Origin of the sequence: Streptomyces sp. AHU1 (assembly GCF_045343905.1) — a bacterium.
GTDB lineage: Bacteria > Actinomycetota > Actinomycetes > Streptomycetales > Streptomycetaceae > Streptomyces > Streptomyces triticiradicis.
The window spans coordinates 6,780,929-6,800,511 of sequence record NZ_CP174283.1; the positions used below are offsets into that span (position 1 = coordinate 6,780,929).

Sequence of the window (19,583 nt, forward strand, 5' to 3'; positions counted from 1 at the left end):
ATGTGTGTCCGGGTCAGGTCACGAATCGAACATGACTGGGCGGGCCCGATTTCCGTCAAGGACTTGACTGCGGTAACCCGTTCAGCGGAGCTTGGAGTTCACAACTTGTAAGTGACCGGGGTCCCGTTGACGTGACCCAGATCACACGGGCGGCATCGGGGCCGCCCGGCTATGGGCAGGAGTGGATGAGTCGATGGAGACTCCGGGGTCGCAGTCGTCGCTGCACCGAGCCAATCTGGAGCGCGTCGTGCGAGCGGTGCGGCTGGCCGGTTCGCTCACGCAGGCGGAGATCGCGAGGACGACGGGCCTGTCGGCCGCGACCGTTTCCAATATCGTTCGTGAACTCAAGGACGGCGGGACGGTCGAGGTCACGCCCACTTCGGCCGGCGGCCGCAGGGCGCGCAGCGTGTCCTTGAGCGGGGACGCGGGCATTGTCATCGGCGTCGACTTCGGGCACACCCATTTGCGCGTCGCTGTCGGGAATCTGGCCCATCAGGTGCTGGCGGAGGAGTCCGAGCCGCTGGACGTGGACGCCTCCGCGGCGCAGGGCTTCGACCGGGCCGAGGAGCTGGTCGGCCGCCTGATCGAGGCGACGGGTGTGGACCGTTCCAAGATCGCTGGTGTGGGGCTCGGCGTGCCGGGCCCCATCGACGTGGAATCGGGCACCCTGGGCTCCACCTCGATCCTTCCGGGCTGGACCGGCGCCAGGCCCGCCGAGGAGCTGCGGGGGCGGCTCGGCGTGCCGGTGCACGTGGACAACGACGCCAATCTGGGCGCGCTCGGCGAGATGGTCTGGGGCAGCGGGCGCGGGGTCCGGGATCTCGCGTACATCAAGGTCGCCAGCGGTGTCGGGGCGGGCCTGGTCATAGAGGGCAAGATCTACCGCGGTCCGGGTGGCACAGCGGGAGAAATCGGGCATATTACACTTGATGAATCCGGCCCCGTCTGTCGTTGCGGCAACCGTGGGTGTCTGGAGACCTTCGCGGCGGCGCGCTACGTGCTGCCGCTCCTCCAGTCCAGTCATGGTACCGATCTGACCATGGAGGGCGTGGTCAGGCTGGCGCGGGACGGAGATCCGGGCTGCCGTCGGGTGATCGCCGACGTCGGCCGTCACATCGGCAGTGGAGTCGCGAATCTCTGCAATTTGCTGAACCCGAGCCGGGTGGTCCTCGGCGGCGATCTCGCCGAGGCCGGAGAGCTCGTCCTCGGGCCCATAAGGGAGTCTGTCGGCCGTTATGCGATCCCCAGCGCCGCCCGCCAACTCTCGGTGTTGCCAGGAGCGCTCGGGGGCCGTGCGGAGGTGCTCGGAGCACTCGCTCTCGCACTCAGCGAGATGGGCGATTCGACCCTTCTGGACGGTTCTCTGTCGGCCGCAACTCCTGCCTTCACTTAGAGAACGCATGGCACCGTTGCCATCTCGTTAAGTATTTACTTCTTGACGTCGCACGTGTGGCCGAGTTGACTCCAGTCCACCTCGGCCGCAACGACGCGGCCTCGTCAGGGAGGTTTGAGAATGAACACGCAGATGCGTCGTGCCGCCGTTGCCGTTGCCGCCGGTGCAATGGCTGTCTCGCTGGCCGCTTGTGGCAGCGCCAAGGAGTCCAAGGGCAGCGACAGCTCCGCCAGCTCCGAGAAGAAGGGCGACGCGATCAAGGTCGGTCTGCTCCTTCCGGAGAACCAGACGGCCCGCTACGAGAGCTTCGACAAGCCGCTGATCGAGAAGAAGGTCGCGGAGCTCACGAACAACAAGGGCACGGTCGTCTACGCCAACGCCAAGCAGGACGCGAGCACCCAGAGCCAGCAGGTCGACACCATGATCACCAACAAGGTGGACGTGCTGATCGTCGACGCCGTGGACTCCGCCGCGATCAAGAACTCGGTCCAGAAGGCCAAGGACGCCGGCATCCCGGTCGTGGCCTACGACCGCCTCGCGCAGGGCCCCATCTCGGCCTACACCTCGTTCGACAACAAGACCGTCGGCAAGACGCAGGGTGAGGCGCTCCTCGGCGCGCTCGGCTCCAAGGCCAAGTCCGGCAAGATCGTCATGATGAACGGTTCGGTCACCGACCCGAACGCCGCTCAGTTCAAGGCCGGCGCCCACGAGGTGCTCGACGGCAAGGTGAACGTGGGCAAGGAGTACGACACCAAGGAGTGGAAGCCGGAGAACGCCAACGCCAACATGGAGGCGGCGATCTCGGCCCTCGGCAAGAAGAACATCATCGGTGTCTACTCCGCGAACGACGGCATGGCCGGCGGTATCATCACCGCGCTGAAGGCCGCCGGCATCAAGGTCCCGGTCACGGGCCAGGACGCCGAGCTCGCCGGTGTGCAGCGCATCCTCGCGGGTGAGCAGTTCATGAGCGTCTACAAGCCGTACGCCCCGGAGGCCGACGCGGCCGCCGAGCTGGCCGTGGCGCTCGCCCAGGGCAAGTCGCTCGACTCCGTCGCCAAGGACAAGGTCGACAGCCCGACCGACAAGCAGATCCCGTCCCTCCTGGTCCCGGTCACCTCGCTGACCAAGGACAACATCAAGGACACCGTCGTCAAGGACGGCCTGTACAAGGTCGAGGACATCTGCACCCCGGCCTACGCCGCGGCCTGCAAGAAGGCCGGCCTGCAGTAAGCAGCCGCGAGTCGTCCACGCGTACGGGAATTCGCAGCCGCTGAATTCCCGTACGTGACTCGTATATCCAAAACTCCTCCGGTGCCCCGCATCCAACAGCCCCGCAAGCTAAGCGGGGCACCGGAAGGAACCCCCACCGCAAACTTCTGCACAACCTCCCGCCGGGTCAGGCGGCGAAGGAGATGGTTCACGTGTCCGCTACGCCTGTTCTGGCGTTGCGCGGGGTCTCCAAGCGATTCGGTGCCGTCCAGGCGCTCACCGACGTAGAGCTTGAAGTCCACGCAGGTGAAGTGGTCGCCCTGGTGGGCGACAACGGCGCCGGAAAGTCCACGCTGGTCAAGACGATCGCCGGCGTGCACCCCATCGATGAGGGCTCCATCGAGTGGGACGGCAAGGCCGTTCAGATCAACCGCCCGCACGACGCCCAGAACCTGGGCATCGCGACGGTCTACCAGGACCTCGCGCTCTGCGACAACATCGACGTCGTCGGGAACCTCTACCTGGGACGCGAGCTCAAGAAGCGCGGCGTCCTGGACGAGGTCGAGATGGAGCGCCGCTCCCGCGAGCTGCTGGACACGCTGTCCATCCGCATCCCCAGCGTCCGCATCCCGATCGCCTCGCTCTCCGGCGGTCAGCGCCAGACCGTGGCGATCGCCCGTTCGATGCTCGGTGACCCCAAGCTCGTCATCCTCGACGAGCCCACCGCGGCCCTCGGCGTCGAGCAGACCGCCCAGGTCCTCGACCTGGTCGAGCGCCTGCGCGAGCGGGGCCACGCGGTCATCCTCATCAGCCACAACATGGCTGACGTGAAGGCCGTGGCCGACAAGGTCGCCGTCCTGCGCCTCGGGCGCAACAACGGCGTCTTCGAGGTCAAGTCGACCTCGCAGGAAGAGATCATTTCCGCCATCACGGGCGCCACGGAGAACGCCGTGACCCGTCGTGCGGCGCGCACCAGCGGGGAGGCTCAGAAGTGAGCATCGACAAGACTTCTGAGACCGCCTCCCACGAGGTGGAGAACAAGGAAGCCGCCGCCAAGGCGGTCACCGCCGTCGACCCGCGACTGCTCGTCCGCGAGCAGGGCCTCGCCGGTTACGTCGGCGAGTTCAAGCGCAAGATGAAGTCCGGCGACCTGGGTTCCATCCCGGTCGTCATCGGCCTGATCGTCATCTGGGCGATCTTCGCGAGCCTGAACTCGAACTTCCTCACCGCGGGCAACATCTCCGACATCTCCGTCGCCATGGTCGGCACGGGCATGATCGCGGTCGGCATCGTCTTCGTGCTGCTGCTCGGTGAGATCGACCTGTCGGTCGGTTCGCTCTCCGGTGTCGCTGGCGCCACGTTCGCGGTGCTCAGCGTCACCCACGGCATGAACGAGTGGCTCGCGTTCGTCCTGGCCATCCTCACCGGCACGGTCGCCGGTGCGATCCAGGGCTTCTTCTTCGCGCGCATCGGTGTGCCGGCCTTCGCCGTCACCCTGGCGGGTCTGCTGTTCTGGAACGGCCTCATGCTCCAGATCCTCGGCAGCAACGGCACCATCAACCTGGACAGCGAGGGCGTCGTCGCCAAGCTGACCAGCTACTACTTCACGGATGTCGCCGCCGCCTACGCGCTCGCGGCCGTCGTGACCGTCGGGTTCTTCCTCAGCTCCTACCTCGGCAACAAGCGTCGCGAGGCGGCCGGCGTGCCGTCCCGCCCGGTGGGCGAGACCATCGCCCGCACGGCGCTGCTGGGCATCCTCAGCTTCGGCGTGGCGATCATGTACAACCAGTACAAGGGCCTGCCGCTCGCCGTGGTGATCTTCCTCGCGGTCCTGCTGGTCACGGACTTCGTGCTGCGCCGCACCGCCTTCGGCCGGAAGATCTTCGCGCTCGGTGGCAGCGTCGAGGCCTCCCGCCGTGCCGGTATCAGCGTCGAGATGATCCGGATCTCGGTCTTCTCGATCTCCGGTACCTTCGCCGCCATCGGCGGTCTGTTCATCGCCTCGAAGATCGCCTCCGCCAACCAGGGCGCGGGCGGCGGTGACCTCCTGATGAACGCCATCGCGGCGGCCGTCATCGGTGGCACCAGCCTCTTCGGTGGCCGTGGCCGCACCTGGAACGCCCTGCTGGGTGTCCTGGTGATCGTCTCGATCCAGTACGGTCTGGCCCTGCAGGGCATCGCCTCGCCGGTCCAGTACATGATCACCGGTGGCGTCCTGCTCGCCACGGTCGTCATCGACGCCGTCACCCGCAAGACCCAGAAGTCCGCGGGTCGCGCGTAAGGGTTATCACCCACCTGAGCCTGTGCCCGGCGCCAATGGCGGTGCCGGGCACAGTCACGTCCGGACAGGAACGCTTGTTCCTGTCCGGATGGGCCGTTCGTGTGGCGTGGATCGCCGGACCCGGCCCGCGCCCGAAATGGCGGAACATTAGACTCGACGAACCCGGCAACAGCTCGATCACTGCAAGGAGGCACGGGTGGCGCTGCTGACCCGCATCACGGGACCGCGCGATCTGGACCGGCTGACCCTGGAGCAGCTCGACCAGCTGGCCGGGGAGATCCGGACCTTCCTCGTCGACGCGGTCTCCAAGACCGGGGGCCACCTCGGCCCCAACCTCGGTGTCGTGGAGCTGACCATCGCCCTGCACCGCGTCTTCGAATCACCGAAGGACAGAGTGCTGTGGGACACGGGCCACCAGTCCTACGTCCACAAGCTGCTCACCGGCCGGCAGGACTTCTCCCGGCTGAAGATGAAGGGCGGCCTGTCCGGCTACCCCTCGCAGGCGGAGTCCGAGCACGACGTCATCGAGAACTCGCACGCCTCCACGGTCCTCGGCTGGGCCGACGGACTGGCGAAGGCCAACGAGGTCCTCGGCAGGAACGACCACGTGGTCGCCGTCATCGGTGACGGCGCGCTCACCGGCGGCATGGCCTGGGAGGCGCTGAACAACATCGCCGACGCCAAGGACCGCCCGCTGGTCATCGTCGTCAACGACAACGAGCGTTCGTACGCGCCGACCATCGGCGGCCTCGCGAACCACCTGGCGACCCTGCGCACCACCGACGGCTACGAGCGCTTCCTGGCCCGCGGCAAGGACCTCCTGGAGCGCACCCCGGTCGTGGGCAAGCCGCTCTACGAGACCCTGCACGGCGCGAAGAAGGGCCTGAAGGACTTCATCGCCCCGCAGGGCATGTTCGAGGACCTCGGCCTGAAGTACGTCGGCCCGATCGACGGCCACGACATCGAGGCGCTGGAGTCGGCCCTGACCCGCGCCAAGCGCTTCGGCGGCCCGGTCATCGTGCACTGCCTCACCGAGAAGGGCCGCGGCTACCAGCCGGCCCTCCAGGACGAGGCGGACCGCTTCCACGCCGTCGGCAAGATCCACCCGGACACGGGCCTGCCGATCGCCTCCTCCGGCGCCGACTGGACCTCCGTCTTCGGTGACGAGATGGTCGAGCTCGGCAAGGAGCGCGAGGACATCGTCGCGATCACCGCCGCGATGCTCCAGCCGGTCGGCCTCGACCGGTTCGCCAAGGTGTTCCCCGAGCGGGTCTTCGACGTCGGTATCGCCGAGCAGCACGCCGCCGTCTCCGCGGCGGGCCTCGCCACCGGCGGACTGCACCCCGTCTTCGCCGTCTACGCGACCTTCCTGAACCGCGCCTTCGACCAGGTCCTCATGGACGTGGCCCTGCACAAGTGCGGCGTCACCTTCGTGCTGGACCGCGCGGGCGTCACCGGCACCGACGGCGCCTCGCACAACGGCATGTGGGACATGTCCATCCTCCAGGTCGTCCCGGGCCTCAGGCTCGCCGCGCCGCGTGACGCCGACCAGGTCCGCGCCCAGCTGCGCGAGGCCGTCGAGGTGAAGGACGCGCCGACCGTGGTGCGCTTCTCCAAGGGCGCGGTCGGCCCGGCCGTCCCCGCCGTGGGCCGGATCGGCGGCATGGACGTCCTGCGGGAGCCCGGCACCGACACGCCCGACGTGCTGCTGGTCTCCGTCGGCGCGCTCGCCCCGATGTGCCTGGAGATCGCCTCCCTGCTGGACCGGCAGGGCATCTCCACCACCGTCGTCGACCCCCGCTGGGTCAAGCCGGTGGACGAGGCCATGGCGCCGCTCGCCGAGCAGCACCGCGTGGTCGTCACCGTCGAGGACAACTCCCGGGTCGGCGGTGTCGGCTCGGCCGTCGCGCAGGCCCTGCGCGACGCGGGCGTCGACGTCCCGCTGCGCGACTTCGGCATCCCGCCGCGCTTCCTCGACCACGCCTCCCGCGCCGAGGTCATGGCCGAGATCGGGCTGACCGCGCCGGACATCGCCCGGCAGGTCACCGGCCTCGTCGCCAAGCTCGACGGCCGTTTCGACGGCAGCGCCGCGCAGGCCGTGGACGCGGTACAGCCCGCGTGCGACTGACGCATCCGCAACACGGCCGACGGGCCGGTTCCAGCACCCTGTACGGGTGGCGGAACCGGCCCGTCTGCGTGGTGCGGGCCATGCCGGGGCATACGTGCTACCTGCGCCCTCTCGATACATGTCGAGGACGACAAGCGTGGGAGGTACGTCCGTGAGCAACACCCTCTTCAGGACGAAGAAGGTCGAACAGTCGATCCTGGACACCGAGGAGCCGGAGCACGCACTCAAGAAGTCGCTGTCCGCTCTGGACCTCACCGTGTTCGGTGTCGGCGTCATCATCGGCACCGGCATCTTCGTCCTCACCGGCAAGGTGGCCAAGGAGAACGCGGGCCCCGGCGTCTCGCTGGCCTTCGTCGCCGCGGGTGTCGCCTGCGGGCTGGCGGCCCTGTGCTACGCGGAGTTCGCCTCCACGGTCCCGGTCGCGGGGTCCGCGTACACGTTCTCGTACGCCTCCCTCGGTGAACTGCCCGCCTGGATCATCGGCTGGGACCTGGTCCTGGAGTTCGCGCTCGGCACGGCGGTGGTGGCCGTCGGCTGGTCCGGCTACGTGCGCTCGCTGATGGACAACGCGGGCTGGCACCTTCCCGACTCGCTCGGCGGGCGCGACGGGGCCACCGGCTTCGGCTTCGACATCCTCGCCGCGGCGCTGGTCCTGGTGCTCACCGCCATCCTCGTCGTCGGCGTGAAGCTCTCCGCCCGGATCACCACGCTGGTCGTCGCGATCAAGGTCACCGTCGTCCTGATCGTGATCATCGCGGGCGCCTTCTTCATCGAGAGCAAGAACTACTCGCCGTTCATCCCGCCCGCCCAGAACGTGGAGGCGGGCAGCGGCATCAAGTCGCCGCTGATCCAGATCATGTTCGGCTGGGCGCCGACCAACTTCGGCGTGATGGGCATCTTCACCGCGGCCTCCGTCGTGTTCTTCGCCTTCATCGGCTTCGACGTGGTCGCGACGGCCGCGGAGGAGACCAAGAACCCGCAGCGGGACATGCCGCGCGGCATCCTCGGTTCGCTCTTCATCTGCACCGCGCTCTACGTCCTGGTGTCGATCGTGGTCACCGGCATGCAGAAGTACACCGAACTGTCCATCGACGCACCGCTCGCCGACGCGTTCAAGGCGACCGGACACCCCTGGTTCGCGGGCGTCATCAGCTTCGGCGCCGCCGTCGGACTGACCACGGTCTGCATGATCCTGCTGCTCGGCCAGACCCGTGTCTTCTTCGCGATGAGCCGCGACGGACTGCTGCCGCGGTTCTTCTCCCGCGTCCACCCGAGGTTCCGCACCCCGCACCGGCCGACCATCCTGCTCGGTGTGGTCATCGCGATCGTCGCGGGCTTCACCAGCCTCAGCGAGCTGGCCGAACTGGTCAACATCGGCACGCTCTTCGCCTTCGTCGTGGTCGCCATCGGCGTCATCATCCTCCGCCACACCCGCCCCGACCTGCACCGCGCCTTCCGCACCCCGCTGGTGCCGTGGGTGCCGATCCTGTCGGTACTGGCGTCGCTGTGGCTGATGCTGAACCTGCCGGCGGAGACCTGGCTGCGGTTCGGGATCTGGATGGTGATCGGCTTCGTCGTCTACTTCCTGTACGGGCGCACGCACAGCCGTCTGGGGCGTCAGCCGGAGTCGGCCGCGGGCGGCCCCCAGGACCCGCCCGGCGGCACGGTCCGGTAGCCGACCGGGGCGTCCGCTCCCTCCGGGACGTCCGCTCTCGCCGGAGGGCCCGCTCTCCGGAGAGAGCGGGTTGGAGGATCCGCCCCGCCGGCCGCCGTCAGGGCCGGGGACGTACGGTGCGCGGCCCCACGACCCCGGCGCCCAGTTCGCCGACCCGCCGCCGCAGTTCGCGGTCGGCCGTGACCACGAGACAGGGGCGGTCCCCGGCCCCGGCCACCAGCTCCACGATCCGGTCGTCGCCGCTGCCGGGTGCCTCGTCCACCCGGACCCCGGGAACGGAGCCGACCCCGCGCGCCGCGCCCTCGACCACCAGGACGATCTCCAGCGGACCGGGCCGGCCGGGAAGACCGGGCCCGGCGAGGTCCGCCAGCCGGTCCCTGAGCCGCTCGGCGGCACCGCGGCGGTCCCGCCACCAGCCGTCCGGTACGGACCCCACCACGTTGGCGCCGTCCACGACGAGCAGGGTCGGCATGTCCTGCGGATCCGTCATGCCCCCACCCTGCCAGAAGACCGTCCGGCCCGGCGCCGGGCGACGACGGGGACCGTCGGACAGGCTCTAAGGTGAAGCGGTGAACGTCGACTGGCTCATACGCGGTCGCGACGGCAGGCTCAGCGCGTACCTGCTGTCGGAGGCCACCGTCCGCTGCCGGGCGGAGCACGGATCCGGCGGCTCCTGGGATCCTCCCCGCACGGTGGGGGGCGACCAGCGCCTGCACTCCGTACTGGCCCTGGGCCAGGGGCCCGACCGGTACACCCACTTGGTCTCCTGGCGCCCGACGGTCGAGGGCGAGTCGGGCCTCGTCCACTCGACCCACTTCCGGCCGGACCTCGCCGCCCTCGACTGGAACCCCATCGGCCACCCCGACCGCACCGGGGACCGCACGGGCAACCCCGCCGTCGCGGTCGACGCGCAGGGGCGCGCCCATGTCTTCGTGCGCAACAAGGGCGGCGGGGTCAGCATGATCGCCCAGAAGGAGAAGGGCGGCTGGGGTCCCTGGCGCGACCTCAAAGGGCACGACGTCCACGGGGACCTCGCGGCCGTCACCGGGACGTCCGGCCGCGTCGAGCTGTACGCGGCCGTTCCGGGCGGTGTCCTGCACTGGAGCCAGGAGGAGGCGGGCGCGGTCCCCGCACTGGACGAGGCGCTGGAGGCGTCCGTCCGCCCGGACACCCTGCAGGCCCTCGCGACCTCCGCGGAGTTCACCACTCTCTTCTTCACCGACGACTCGGGCGATGTGTGCGCCTGGCGTCCCGGCACCCGGCCCGTGACCCTGCTGGCCTCGGCCGGCCCGGGTCCCGTCCGGGTCATCCGCTGCGAACTCGACGGCCACGACTGCACGTTGCTCGCCCAGCGCGCGGCGAGCGGCCGGGTGGCCTTCGCCGCCTATCCGACCGAGGAGGAGTCGGCGGGCGCGTGGTGGACGGAGTCCGGGCCGGAACTCCCCGCCGACGCCCTGCTGGCGCTCGCGGAGGACGAGGAGGGCCGGGTGGTCGCCGCGACGCTCTCCCCGGCGACCGATGAACTCCGTGTCACCCGGCGCAAGGACGAGCCGGGGATCGCCCTGGAGGCCTGGCGGGCGGTCTGACGCCGGGGCCCTGACCGGGCCCGCCCATCAGTTGACCCGCATGGTGAGAGCACGCGGTGGGAGCGCGCGGTGGGACCGCGAGGTGGGAGCGCGTCTCCCGCCCTCCGTGTCAGGAACTCCCGCCGGTGGCGGGCGACTTCTTCGCCGACTCCGGGATCGCGGAGTCGGAGCGCAGCGCCTTCCACAGCGTCGACGCCTGCGGTTCGGCCGCCACCACCCGGTTCGGGTCGACCTTGTCGTACGCCACCGGGAGCATGATGGTCTCCATGGTGGACGGGTCGACGCCGTTCATGCTCCGGCCGAACTCGGCCAGCGCCTTGAGCGAGGCGAGGTCGGAGTCGGTGGTGAGCGCCTGGGTCAGACTGTCGGCGATCCCGTACGTCTTCGCGGGGCTGCCCAGCAGGTCCTGCTTCTTGATCTCGGAGAGCAGCGCGGTCATGAACTGCTGCTGCAGGCCGATGCGTCCGAGGTCGCTGCCGTCGCCGACACCGTGCCGGGTCCGTACGAACTCCAGGGACTGCGTGCCGTTCAGCCGGTGCGTCCCGGCGGTGAGGTCGAGGCCGCTGGAGGTGTCGTGGATGTCCTTGTCGACGGTGACGGTCACGCCGCCTATCGCGTCGACCAGGCCCTTGAAGCCGGCGAAGTCGATCTCCATGTAGTGGTCCATGCGGATCCCGGAGATCTGCTCCACGGTCTTCACCACACAGGCCGAACCGACCTGTGAGTAGATCGAGTTGAACATGACGCGCTGGGCGGAGGGGACCGTGGGACCGTCCGCCTTGGTGCACTCGGGGCGGGTCACGAGGGTGTCGCGCGGGATGCTGACCGCGACGGCCTTCTCGCGGCCCTCGGGTATGTGCATCACCAGTGCGGTGTCGGAACGCGCCCCGGAGACGTTGCCCGTCTTGAGGGCGGCGTTGGCGCCGGCGCGCGAGTCGGAACCGAGGACCAGGATGTTCTGCCCGGAGGTGGGCAGCTTCTCGGGCCGGTCGTCGCCGAGCGCCTTGTCGAGGTCGACGTCCTTGATGTTGCCGTCGAGGTCGCTGTAGAGCCAGTAGCCGGTGCCGCTGGCAGCGATGACGAGGACGGCCAGACCCAACAGGATCTTCCTGCCGATCCGACGGCCGCCGGTGCGCTCGCGCTCGGCTCCTCGCCGTCCGCCACCGCTCTTCGGCGGTGCGTCGGTCTCGGTGGGCGGGGGCGTCGGGACGTGGCTCATCCTGGTCCGGGTCCTAGCTGGTCGTGCCCTGGTACGGGCGGATGTCGATGGCTCGAGGACTCGGGTGGGGGAGGAGCCGGTCCGTGCGTTGCCGGGCTGACCTGCACTATAGACACGCGTTCGAACGTTCGTGGACGCCGGATGTGCGCGACGAAGGGCTCCGGGGGAGACGCAAACCGGACTTAGTCCCCTACTGGGGTGAAAGTCAAGTGAAGCGCGTCTCAAGATGTGTACCTCAGGGGCGAAAAATGGACAACGGGTGGCTGAGATGTGAAGATTCCGCGACGTGATCTTCTTGGTTCGGGGCCAGGTGCTCACGCCTGTGTGGGCATTTTGGGTGTGAGGGGGGAGCCTCAGCCCTTTTCTGGAAGAAGCTGAGGAGTCGCGGTGGCTTCGGGTAACCCCGAAAGCAGTGCCCTGGTATCGACATATCGATCCCTGGTGCCTGTGCAGGCGCGTCGGCGTATCGTCCGCCGGGTGCCGCGCCCGCTGCGGACCGCCGTCATCCGTGAACTCGCGGCCCTCGACGCGTTCCGCTCGGCCCTGGCGAAGGCCGTGCTGAGCGGACGGAGCGGTCCGGCCATGCGCGACAGCGGTCTCCTGATGCGCGTCGTCCAGTTCAAGGGCCGCCACCTCCTCGCCGCGGTCGTCCCCGGAGCCACCGAGTGGGCCGCGCGGGCCAGGAACCTCCACCTGCTCGTCGCGGTGCTGGAGGACGCCGGGATCGACTACTTCGCCGTACGCGGCACGGCCAGGGCCGTGCCCTGCGTGGCCGTTCCGGCGGAGTTCCGTGCCGACGTGGAGGAAGTGCTCCAGCTCGTCTTCGACCACAACCCGGGCTACGTCTGCGCGGTGCCGGAGGGAACGCCGCTGACCGGACGGTCGGCGAAGACCTGGCGCAAGCTCCGCTCCCAGCAGGTGCTCCGGCTGTCCTGGAACGTCTGCGACCCGACGGAGAACCTCGTCTTCGCCCACGAGTCGGGATGCGACCTGGAGTTCTGGGACGAGATCGACGGTGAACTGGTCGCGCCGCGCCCCAACGCGGTGGTCACGAGCGCGCCGCCGCGCGCCGAACGCCGTCGGGCCGAGCAGAGCCTCTTCAGCCCCGTCCCGTCCCTGTACCGCACGGGACGGACCAGCACGCTGCCCGAGTTCACCGCTTCGCTGATCAGCGATCACCTCTACCCGATCGACGTCGTCTACACCTGGGTCGACGACGCGGACCCGGTGTGGCGCGCGGGCAAGGACGCGGCCGAGCGGAGGCTGGCCCGCGTCCGGACGCCGCTGCACGAGCAGGCGACGAACGACGCGCGCTACACGAGCCGGGACGAACTCCGTTACTCCCTGCGCTCGATCCACCAGTACGCGCCGTGGGTCCGCAACATCTTCCTGGTGACCGCGGGACAGGTGCCCGGCTGGCTCGACACCGACTACCCGGGTCTGAAGGTGATCGACCACCGGGAGATCTTCAGCGATCCGACGGCCCTGCCGACCTTCAACTCGCACGCGATCGAAAGCCAGCTCCACAACATCCCGGGGCTCGCGGAGCACTTCCTGTACCTGAACGACGACGTCTTCTTCGGACGGCCGGTGCGGCCGGACCGGTTCTTCCACCCGAACGGGCTGTCCAAGTTCTTCATGTCCAAGGCGCTGATCCCGTCCGGTCAGATCGACCCGCAGGACCTGCCCGTGGACGCCGCGGGCAAGAACAGCCGCGGCCTCATCGCCCAGCAGTTCGGCACCGTGATCTCCCAGAAGATGAAGCACACCCCGCACGCCCTCAGGCGCAGCGTCCTCGCCGAGATCGAGGAGGTCTACGCGCGGGCGCACTGGGTGACCCAGCACTCACGGTTCCGTTCCCCGAGCGACATCCCCGTCGCGTCGTCGCTGCACCACTACTACGCCTACAACTCCGCCCGCGCCACGGCGGGCGACCTGCGTTACGTCTACATCGACATCGGCGACAGCAAGGCGGAGCAGCGGATGAACCAGCTGCTCGCCAGACGAGACTTCGACACGTTCTGCATCAACGACACCGTGGTGCCAGAAGACAGAGAGGCACAGGCGCGGATGGTGACCCGCTTCCTCGACTCGTATTTTCCCGTCCCGAGCCCGTACGAACTGGAACAGGCGGAGACGGCGCCGACGCGACGCCTGTCGCAGCTGGGGCGAGGTGTCGGATGAGGCAGGGACAGAGAATGCGTACCGTGCGCCGACGGGCCGTCCGGCGCCTTGCGGGATACCGCGCGTCGCTGATGACCGGGTTCTTCCTTCCCCGGCGCCTCGGGCGTACAGCCCTGCTGCGCTATGCCGCGGTGCTCGACGGGCAGACCGTGAACCTGCATGCCGAACTGCCGGCGTCCGTGACCGAGGCGGAGGCCGCCGAGATCGTCATACGGCGAGGGCTGCGGCGGCACCGTCGCCCGGCGCGGGTGTACCCCGACCCCGAAGGGCCGTGGCTCATGGACGCCGCGGTACTGCTCGGCGCCGAAGCGGGTGGTGTACCGATCGGTCCGGGCCGCTGGAAGCTCAGACTCGAAGTGCGCTCGGGACGCCGGAGCGTGCGACTGCCGCTCACGCTGGCCGAGCCGACCACGCCGCGCAAGGGTGCCACGGGTCCCATGGCCCGGTCGCCGCTCACCGCGCAGCGCTTCCGACTCGGGCGTACGGTGCGCGGTGACGCGCGCGTCGTGTACGCCAAGGCCAGACCCGCGGCGGAAGTGGCCGCGGTGCACATCCAGCACGCGCGCATCGATGTCGATCTGCGGGTGCTCGGAGTCCGGGCGACCGAGCCCTGGGCCGAGGTCGTGGCCGCGGAACGGCGGGTGAGGTGCCCGCTCGCCGAGGTGCAGCCCGGTGTCTGGCGGCTGGAGGTGCCGCTCGCGGAGATGGTTCCGGCCGGCGGCGGGCGCGAGCACTGGGACGTCCTGGTGCACCCCGGCAGGGGTGCGCCCCTCCGGCTCGCAAGACGGCTTCACGACATACAGGCACCGGGGCGGGTGTTCACGATGCGCAAGATCCTCGTGTCACCGCGCCGCGGTGTCCTGATGAGGATCGAACCCCGGTACACGCCGGCGGGGAACTTCAGGTTCACCTGCAGCGACGGCGACCGGGCAGATTAAGGAACGAGATTTGAGAGTCGCTTTTCTGCTGACCCAGGCGGATGTGCTGGGTGACGCGGAGCGCACCGTGTTCGGACACGCCGTAGCGCTCGCGGGACGGCACGAGGAAGTCCGGATCATCAGTGTGTTCAAGGAGCGCCGCCGACGTTTCGAGTCCCCTGACCCGCGCGTCGACGTCACGTTTCTCGTCGAGTCCCTCAAGTCCCGGGCCGTGCGCCGGTCCGGCCTCTCCGCAGACGCCGAGGCGGCGCTGGCCGCCCTGCCCAGCGACATCGTCGAGCGCCGCTGGGACGAGCGCTTCCACCGGCTCGCCGACATCGAGATGGAGCACGCCCTCCAGCACCTCGACGTGGACGTCCTGATCACCACATCGCCGGCGCTCCTCGCGTACGTCGCGCGCTTCCTGCCGCCGCACGTCATCGCCGTCCACTACGAGCTAGGCGCCCCTGAGACGGCCGGTCCGGCCGCCGAGCCGCTGTTGCGACACCTCGTGCGGTGCGACGCGCTCGCCCTGTCGCATACTTCGTCGCGCCAGTGGTTCACCGAGACCTTCGGGAAGGCAGTGCCGCCGCTCACCATCGCCCGGCCCGCACTCGGCCGGAGGTTCCGGCCCCGGTCGACACTCGAGACCCGTATGGTCACGCTCGTCGCCCGCCTGGAAGCACGTTCCGGCGTGGGGCAGGCACTGACCGCGTGGGCCAAGGTCAGCCCGCAGTACCCCACCTGGACCCTGCGGATCATCGGCGACGGCCCGCTCGGCAAGGCGCTGCGGGCGCAGCGGGACGAGCTCGGCCTGCACAGCAGCGTCCAGTTCGTCGGCGAGGCGCCGGCCGACCTCTCCGAGGAGTGGGCCAAGACGAGCATCGCGCTCAGTCCGGCGACCGAGGACGCTTTGGGGTTGTTCCTGATGGAGGCCCACGCTGCGGGTGTCCCCGTGGTCGCCTACGACTGCCCGACGGCTCCGCGCGAGGTCGTGCAGAACGGGCGGACCGGCCTGCTGGTCGCTCCCGACGACACCGACGCCCTGGCCGGGGCGCTCCTTGAGATGATCGAGAACACCGACCTGCGCTGGTCGATGGGTGCCGAAGCCGCGGAGGTCGCGGCGGGTTTCCGCTACAACCGCAACTTCGACCGCCTCTTCGCGAGCCTGGAGGAGGACCGTGTCTCCGGGCGCCGTGACAGGCGCAAGGCCGCGCGGATCGCGGCCCACTCGCTGACCTCGGGCGCCGACGGTCAGGCCAGGGCGGCCGCCGCCGCACCGCGCAGCACGCAGAACTCCGAAGAGCTCGCGACGGCCGAGGAACGCATGCTGCGCCGCGGCGGCGGTCTCGTGCGTGACGGCGGGCAGGTGTGCCGCATCATCGAGGCGGAGACCCCCCACGACATCATCCAGGCCAATCTGGCGATGGCCGCGACCGCCCTGGAGACGGCCGGGATCCCGTACTTCGTCACCCGGACGACCAAGGTGCGGCACACCGTCGCCGTGCACGCCAGCCACCGGGAGGCGGTCCTGAGGGCGTTCGGCCGCAGCTTCACCAAGCAGGCCGTGTACGTGGCGCTGCTCAACGAGCGGGACGATGCCGTCGTCACCACGCTCGGCGGCTTGACGACCGGCCACGCGAAGAGCCCCTGCGCGGGAGTCCGGGTCTACCAGAGCGTGGTGACCCGCTCTCGCACCCTGCGGCTCGGGGCCACGTACGGCTGCACCGTCGGCTTCTGGGATGACGACGAGACCGACCCCGACTACATCGTCTCCCCCTTCCGGACGCTGATCGGTGCCCGGCTGCCCAAGGAGGCGCTGCGTCTGGACTCGATGGTGCTGGGCGGGCGCCGGTACCCGACGATCCAGGCCTTCAACCAGGATCTCCATCACGACATCACGTTTCCCGTCGACGCCGTGTACACCTGGGTCGACGGCTCCGACGTCGAGTGGCTGAAACGCAAGAACGCCGTGCTCGCGGCCAAGGGCATCGAGACCGAGGACGCGGCGACCAGCGCCGCGCGGTTCCGCAACCGGGATGAGCTGCGCTATTCCCTCAGGTCCCTCGACATGTACGCGCCCTGGATCAGGAACATCTACCTGGTGACGGACCGTCAGGTTCCGTCATGGCTGGACACCACTCACCCCCGGGTGCGTGTGGTGGACCACACCGAGATCTTTGCCGGCCAGGGGCAGCTGCCCACGTACAACTCGCATGCCATCGAGAGCCGGCTCCACCACATCGAAGGCCTTGCCGAGCACTTCCTCTACTTCAACGACGACGTGTTCGCGGCACGGCCGATCCAGCCCGGCCTGTTCTTCCTCGGCAACGGCCAGTCGAAGCACTTCATGTCGTCGAACGTCATCCCCATGAATCCGATCGACGACAAGGACGAGTTCAGCCGCATGGCGGCGAAGAACAACCGGCGGCTGTTGTCGGAGAAGTTCGGCCGGGTGCTGGTCAACTCGTTCATCCACGCGCCGCATCCGCTGCGCCGGAGCGTGATGCGCGACCTGGAGACCGAGTTCGCCGATGCGCTGCGCAATACCGCGGGTAATCAGCTGCGCAACGCCTCCGACGTGTCGGTCGCCTCGTCGCTTCACCACTACTTCGGCTACTACACCGGCCGAAGCGTGCCGGGTCGTATTGCGGGTGGCTTCGTCAACGTGGGCCTGAGCGAACAGGTGAAGAAGCTCACCCGGATGCTCGCCACGCGGTCCAACGACGTCTTCTGCCTCAACGACTTCCACGACGGAGACGTGTCGGAGGACGAGCAGGACGCCACGCTGGCGGCGTTCCTGCCGAGCTATTTCCCGATAGCCAGCCAGTTCGAGGCGGGTTCACCCCGCAACCAGAGATTTCACGCGCAACGCCTGCCGGAGTGGCCGCTATGACGTTCGGAATGCCGGAACTGCCCCATCGGCCGCCGACCCGCGGGGAATCCGTCACACAGCCCGCCGGGTCGGCCCCGGCGCAGGCGTCGCTGGTCCAGATACTCGCGCACCCGGATGACGACCTGTACTTCATCAATCCCGATCTGCAGCGGGCTCTCGAAGCGGGCCACCGGGTCACCAGCATCTACTTGACGGCGGCGGAGGCCGACGGGCGCAACATCGACACCCGCGACGCCCGGCGGCTGGACAGCCCACCGGACTACGAGGGGTACGCGGAGGCCCGTCAGCAGGGGCTGCGTGCCGCGTACGCCACCATGGTCACCGGTGAACGCGAGAGCGAATGGACGCGCGACGTCGTCTCGTTCTCGGCGGGCGTGACGGCCGAGCGGTCCACGCTGCTGGCCGCGCCCCATGTCCAGCTGTTCTTCTTCGGACTGCGGATCGTCAACGTCGGACACGGATTCCCGGCCGACGTCCCCTCCGTCCGGCTGGCCAAGCTGTGGACCGGTGCCGCCGACTCCCAGCCCACCCTGGTCGCCGCGGAGTCTCCGCTGCGGCAGCCGCAGGAGTTCACCAAGGACGCGCTGCTGCGCTGTCTCGTCGACCTGCTGCACCGCGCCCGGCCCAGTCAGTTCTGGAGCATGGACCCCGATCCATGGCACACCGACTGGGACGAGGAACGGGGCCCGAAATCGAGCGACCACCAGGACCACACCGCTACGGCGCAGTTCGCGCTGGCGGCTCTGGAGCGCTACATCACCGAGGGCGGCGTACCGCCCCTGGTGGACCACTGCGTCGGGTACAGCAACAAGATCTGGCCCAGCAATCTCACCGAGCACGCCTGGGCGGGCAAGAAGCGCGTCCTGGAGGTGTACACCTCCGCGGACGGACACGACTGCAAACACCGCCACTGCGGTGACCTCCAACTGGCCGACGGCGCCGACACCCGCCGCTATGGCTGGAGCACCCGGACCCGCTACGAGGGCGGCACCGACTGGCTTCACCTTCAGGCCGACGGACGTCTCGCCGCCTATGTCGGCCTCGGCGGCCGGGTCGCGGTCTGGACCGAGAGCGAGCCCGGCGGAAGTTGGGGCGGGCCGACCCTGCTGCCCGGCGGCGGTCTGGCCCCTTCGCTGTCGGTGGCCCCGGACTCCGAGGGCGGGGTGCATCTCGTGACGTTGCGTCGTACCCGGGGGCGGGCCGGGCGCGTGGACGTGGAGATCGTCCGCATGCGACGGCAGGCCCACACCGGGACCGTGGTGCCCTGGGAGGGGATCGGCAACCCCAACGACTACACCGAGGACTGGCAGCGTTGCCGGGAGATCGGTGTCCCCGAGGCAGCCGTCGGCAGTTCGGGGATCCTGCACGTCTTCACCCGCAACTTCGGCTCCGGCGTCAGCGCCCGGCGCGAGACCGCCGACGGCTGGAGCGAATGGGAGGACCTGCGCGGTCGCGACATGCAGGACTGCCTCACCGCGGTCTTCATGACCACCGGCCGGATCGAGCTGTACGGCGCGAACCGTGGCAGTGGTGCGCGCTGGTACCAGGACGGCATGTACGGCCCGTACAAGATGCAGGACGGTGTGACGTCGGCCGATCCCGACGCGTGGCGTCCCACCGGCGGCATCACCCCGGTGCAGATCGGACGTTCGCGTGTGGCGGTCCTCTACCGAGAGGAGGACTCCGGCGAGGTCGTGTGCCTGCGCCAGCGTCCCGACGGCCGGTGGAGCGGACGCGCCGAACGCCTCGGCGGGCACGGCGGAACGGGCAGGATCGCCGCGCTGCGACGGATGACGGGCGAGGACGACCGCATCGTTCTGGCCCGCCGCAACGCCAGGAACCGGTTGAGCACCGCTGTGATTCCCGCCCAGGCCCCGCGCCCTGGTGAGGAGCGGACCACGGAGTGGACCGACCACGACGTGCTGATGGCTCGCCCGCCCGCGCTCGCGCTGGACGGGGCGGGGCGGGTCGTGGTGGCGGTGATGGGCACGGACGCGCGCCTGCGGGTGATGCGGCAGCTCACAACGGACATCGCCGACGGCTTCGGGCCGCTGACTGTTGTCTGACCCGGACGCGACACCGTTGAACAGAGAGA

At 69.3% G+C, this 19,583-nt stretch carries 13 protein-coding genes; 11 read left to right on the forward strand and 2 right to left on the reverse strand.

The features are described from left to right. Positions 1 to 193: 193 nt before the first annotated feature. From ACICHK_RS30130 to ACICHK_RS30155, 6 genes are all read left to right on the forward strand, one after another. Positions 194 to 1,393 carry an ROK family transcriptional regulator gene (locus ACICHK_RS30130; protein WP_151468621.1) on the forward strand — a complete coding sequence of 400 codons (1,200 nt, stop codon included), beginning with the start codon at positions 194 to 196 and terminating at the stop codon, positions 1,391 to 1,393. A 132-nt stretch (positions 1,394 to 1,525) separates the two neighbouring features. Then, positions 1,526 to 2,623: a substrate-binding domain-containing protein gene (locus ACICHK_RS30135; RefSeq protein ID WP_406841354.1), complete on the forward strand. Its 1,098-nt coding sequence runs from the start codon at positions 1,526 to 1,528 to the stop codon at positions 2,621 to 2,623. Positions 2,624 to 2,805: 182 nt separating this feature from the next. Then, positions 2,806 to 3,597 carry an ATP-binding cassette domain-containing protein gene (locus ACICHK_RS30140; protein WP_192582329.1) on the forward strand — a complete coding sequence of 264 codons (792 nt, stop codon included), beginning with the start codon at positions 2,806 to 2,808 and terminating at the stop codon, positions 3,595 to 3,597. Further along, positions 3,594 to 4,883 carry a sugar ABC transporter permease gene (locus ACICHK_RS30145; RefSeq protein ID WP_406839312.1) on the forward strand — a complete coding sequence of 430 codons (1,290 nt, stop codon included), beginning with the start codon at positions 3,594 to 3,596 and terminating at the stop codon, positions 4,881 to 4,883. The genes ACICHK_RS30140 and ACICHK_RS30145 overlap by 4 nt, the downstream gene beginning before the upstream one ends. Before the next feature lie 196 nt (positions 4,884 to 5,079). Then, positions 5,080 to 7,011 (forward strand): 1-deoxy-D-xylulose-5-phosphate synthase, encoded by a 1,932-nt coding sequence (gene dxs, locus ACICHK_RS30150; RefSeq protein ID WP_406839313.1) that lies wholly within the window; start codon positions 5,080 to 5,082, stop codon positions 7,009 to 7,011. Positions 7,012 to 7,162: 151 nt separating this feature from the next. Then, positions 7,163 to 8,686, forward strand: coding sequence for an amino acid permease (locus tag ACICHK_RS30155; protein ID WP_406839314.1), 1,524 nt, complete (start codon positions 7,163 to 7,165; stop codon positions 8,684 to 8,686). Positions 8,687 to 8,783: 97 nt separating this feature from the next. On the opposite strand, the gene ACICHK_RS30160 is transcribed toward ACICHK_RS30155, so the two are convergent. Then, on the reverse strand, positions 8,784 to 9,176 hold the full coding sequence (locus ACICHK_RS30160; protein WP_406839315.1) for an NTP pyrophosphohydrolase: 393 nt from the start codon (positions 9,174 to 9,176) through the stop codon (positions 8,784 to 8,786). A gap of 79 nt (positions 9,177 to 9,255) precedes the next feature. On the opposite strand from ACICHK_RS30160, the gene ACICHK_RS30165 reads away from it, so the two are divergent. Continuing rightward, complete coding sequence (locus ACICHK_RS30165) at positions 9,256 to 10,272, forward strand: hypothetical protein (RefSeq protein ID WP_406839316.1); 1,017 nt, start codon at positions 9,256 to 9,258, stop codon at positions 10,270 to 10,272. Between the two features lie 109 nt (positions 10,273 to 10,381). Here ACICHK_RS30165 and ACICHK_RS30170 read toward each other — a convergent pair whose 3' ends face one another. Beyond that, positions 10,382 to 11,491: an LCP family protein gene (locus ACICHK_RS30170; RefSeq protein WP_406839317.1), complete on the reverse strand. Its 1,110-nt coding sequence runs from the start codon at positions 11,489 to 11,491 to the stop codon at positions 10,382 to 10,384. Positions 11,492 to 11,968: 477 nt separating this feature from the next. Between ACICHK_RS30170 and ACICHK_RS30175 the strand changes: the two genes are divergently transcribed. The 4 genes from ACICHK_RS30175 to ACICHK_RS30190 are packed head-to-tail and all read left to right on the forward strand — an operon-like array spanning position 11,969 to position 19,554. Beyond that, complete coding sequence (locus tag ACICHK_RS30175) at positions 11,969 to 13,675, forward strand: stealth family protein (protein ID WP_406839318.1); 1,707 nt, start codon at positions 11,969 to 11,971, stop codon at positions 13,673 to 13,675. A gap of 14 nt (positions 13,676 to 13,689) precedes the next feature. Beyond that, entirely contained in the window at positions 13,690 to 14,613 is a 924-nt protein-coding gene (locus tag ACICHK_RS30180) for a hypothetical protein (RefSeq protein WP_406839319.1), read from the forward strand. A gap of 10 nt (positions 14,614 to 14,623) precedes the next feature. Then, the gene (locus tag ACICHK_RS30185; protein ID WP_406839320.1) at positions 14,624 to 17,488 is read left to right on the forward strand and encodes a stealth conserved region 3 domain-containing protein; all 2,865 of its coding nucleotides are present in this window, start codon (positions 14,624 to 14,626) and stop codon (positions 17,486 to 17,488) included. After that, the gene (locus ACICHK_RS30190) at positions 17,485 to 19,554 is read left to right on the forward strand and encodes a PIG-L family deacetylase (protein WP_406839321.1); all 2,070 of its coding nucleotides are present in this window, start codon (positions 17,485 to 17,487) and stop codon (positions 19,552 to 19,554) included. Before ACICHK_RS30185 ends, ACICHK_RS30190 begins: the two co-directional genes overlap by 4 nt. The last annotated feature ends 29 nt before the right edge of the window (positions 19,555 to 19,583 follow it).

What these genes read in the sequence shown, in the direction of transcription:
- ACICHK_RS30130 (WP_151468621.1), top strand. Translation starts at nt 194, where the DNA reads ATGGAGACTCCGGGGTCGCAGTCGTCGCTGCACCGAGCCAATCTGGAG.
- ACICHK_RS30135 (WP_406841354.1), top strand. Translation starts at nt 1,526, where the DNA reads ATGCGTCGTGCCGCCGTTGCCGTTGCCGCCGGTGCAATGGCTGTCTCG.
- ACICHK_RS30140 (WP_192582329.1), top strand. Translation starts at nt 2,806, where the DNA reads ATGGTTCACGTGTCCGCTACGCCTGTTCTGGCGTTGCGCGGGGTCTCC.
- ACICHK_RS30160 (WP_406839315.1), bottom strand. Translation starts at nt 9,176, where the DNA reads ATGACGGATCCGCAGGACATGCCGACCCTGCTCGTCGTGGACGGCGCC.
- ACICHK_RS30170 (WP_406839317.1), bottom strand. Translation starts at nt 11,491, where the DNA reads ATGAGCCACGTCCCGACGCCCCCGCCCACCGAGACCGACGCACCGCCG.
- ACICHK_RS30180 (WP_406839319.1), top strand. Translation starts at nt 13,690, where the DNA reads ATGCGTACCGTGCGCCGACGGGCCGTCCGGCGCCTTGCGGGATACCGC.
- ACICHK_RS30190 (WP_406839321.1), top strand. Translation starts at nt 17,485, where the DNA reads ATGACGTTCGGAATGCCGGAACTGCCCCATCGGCCGCCGACCCGCGGG.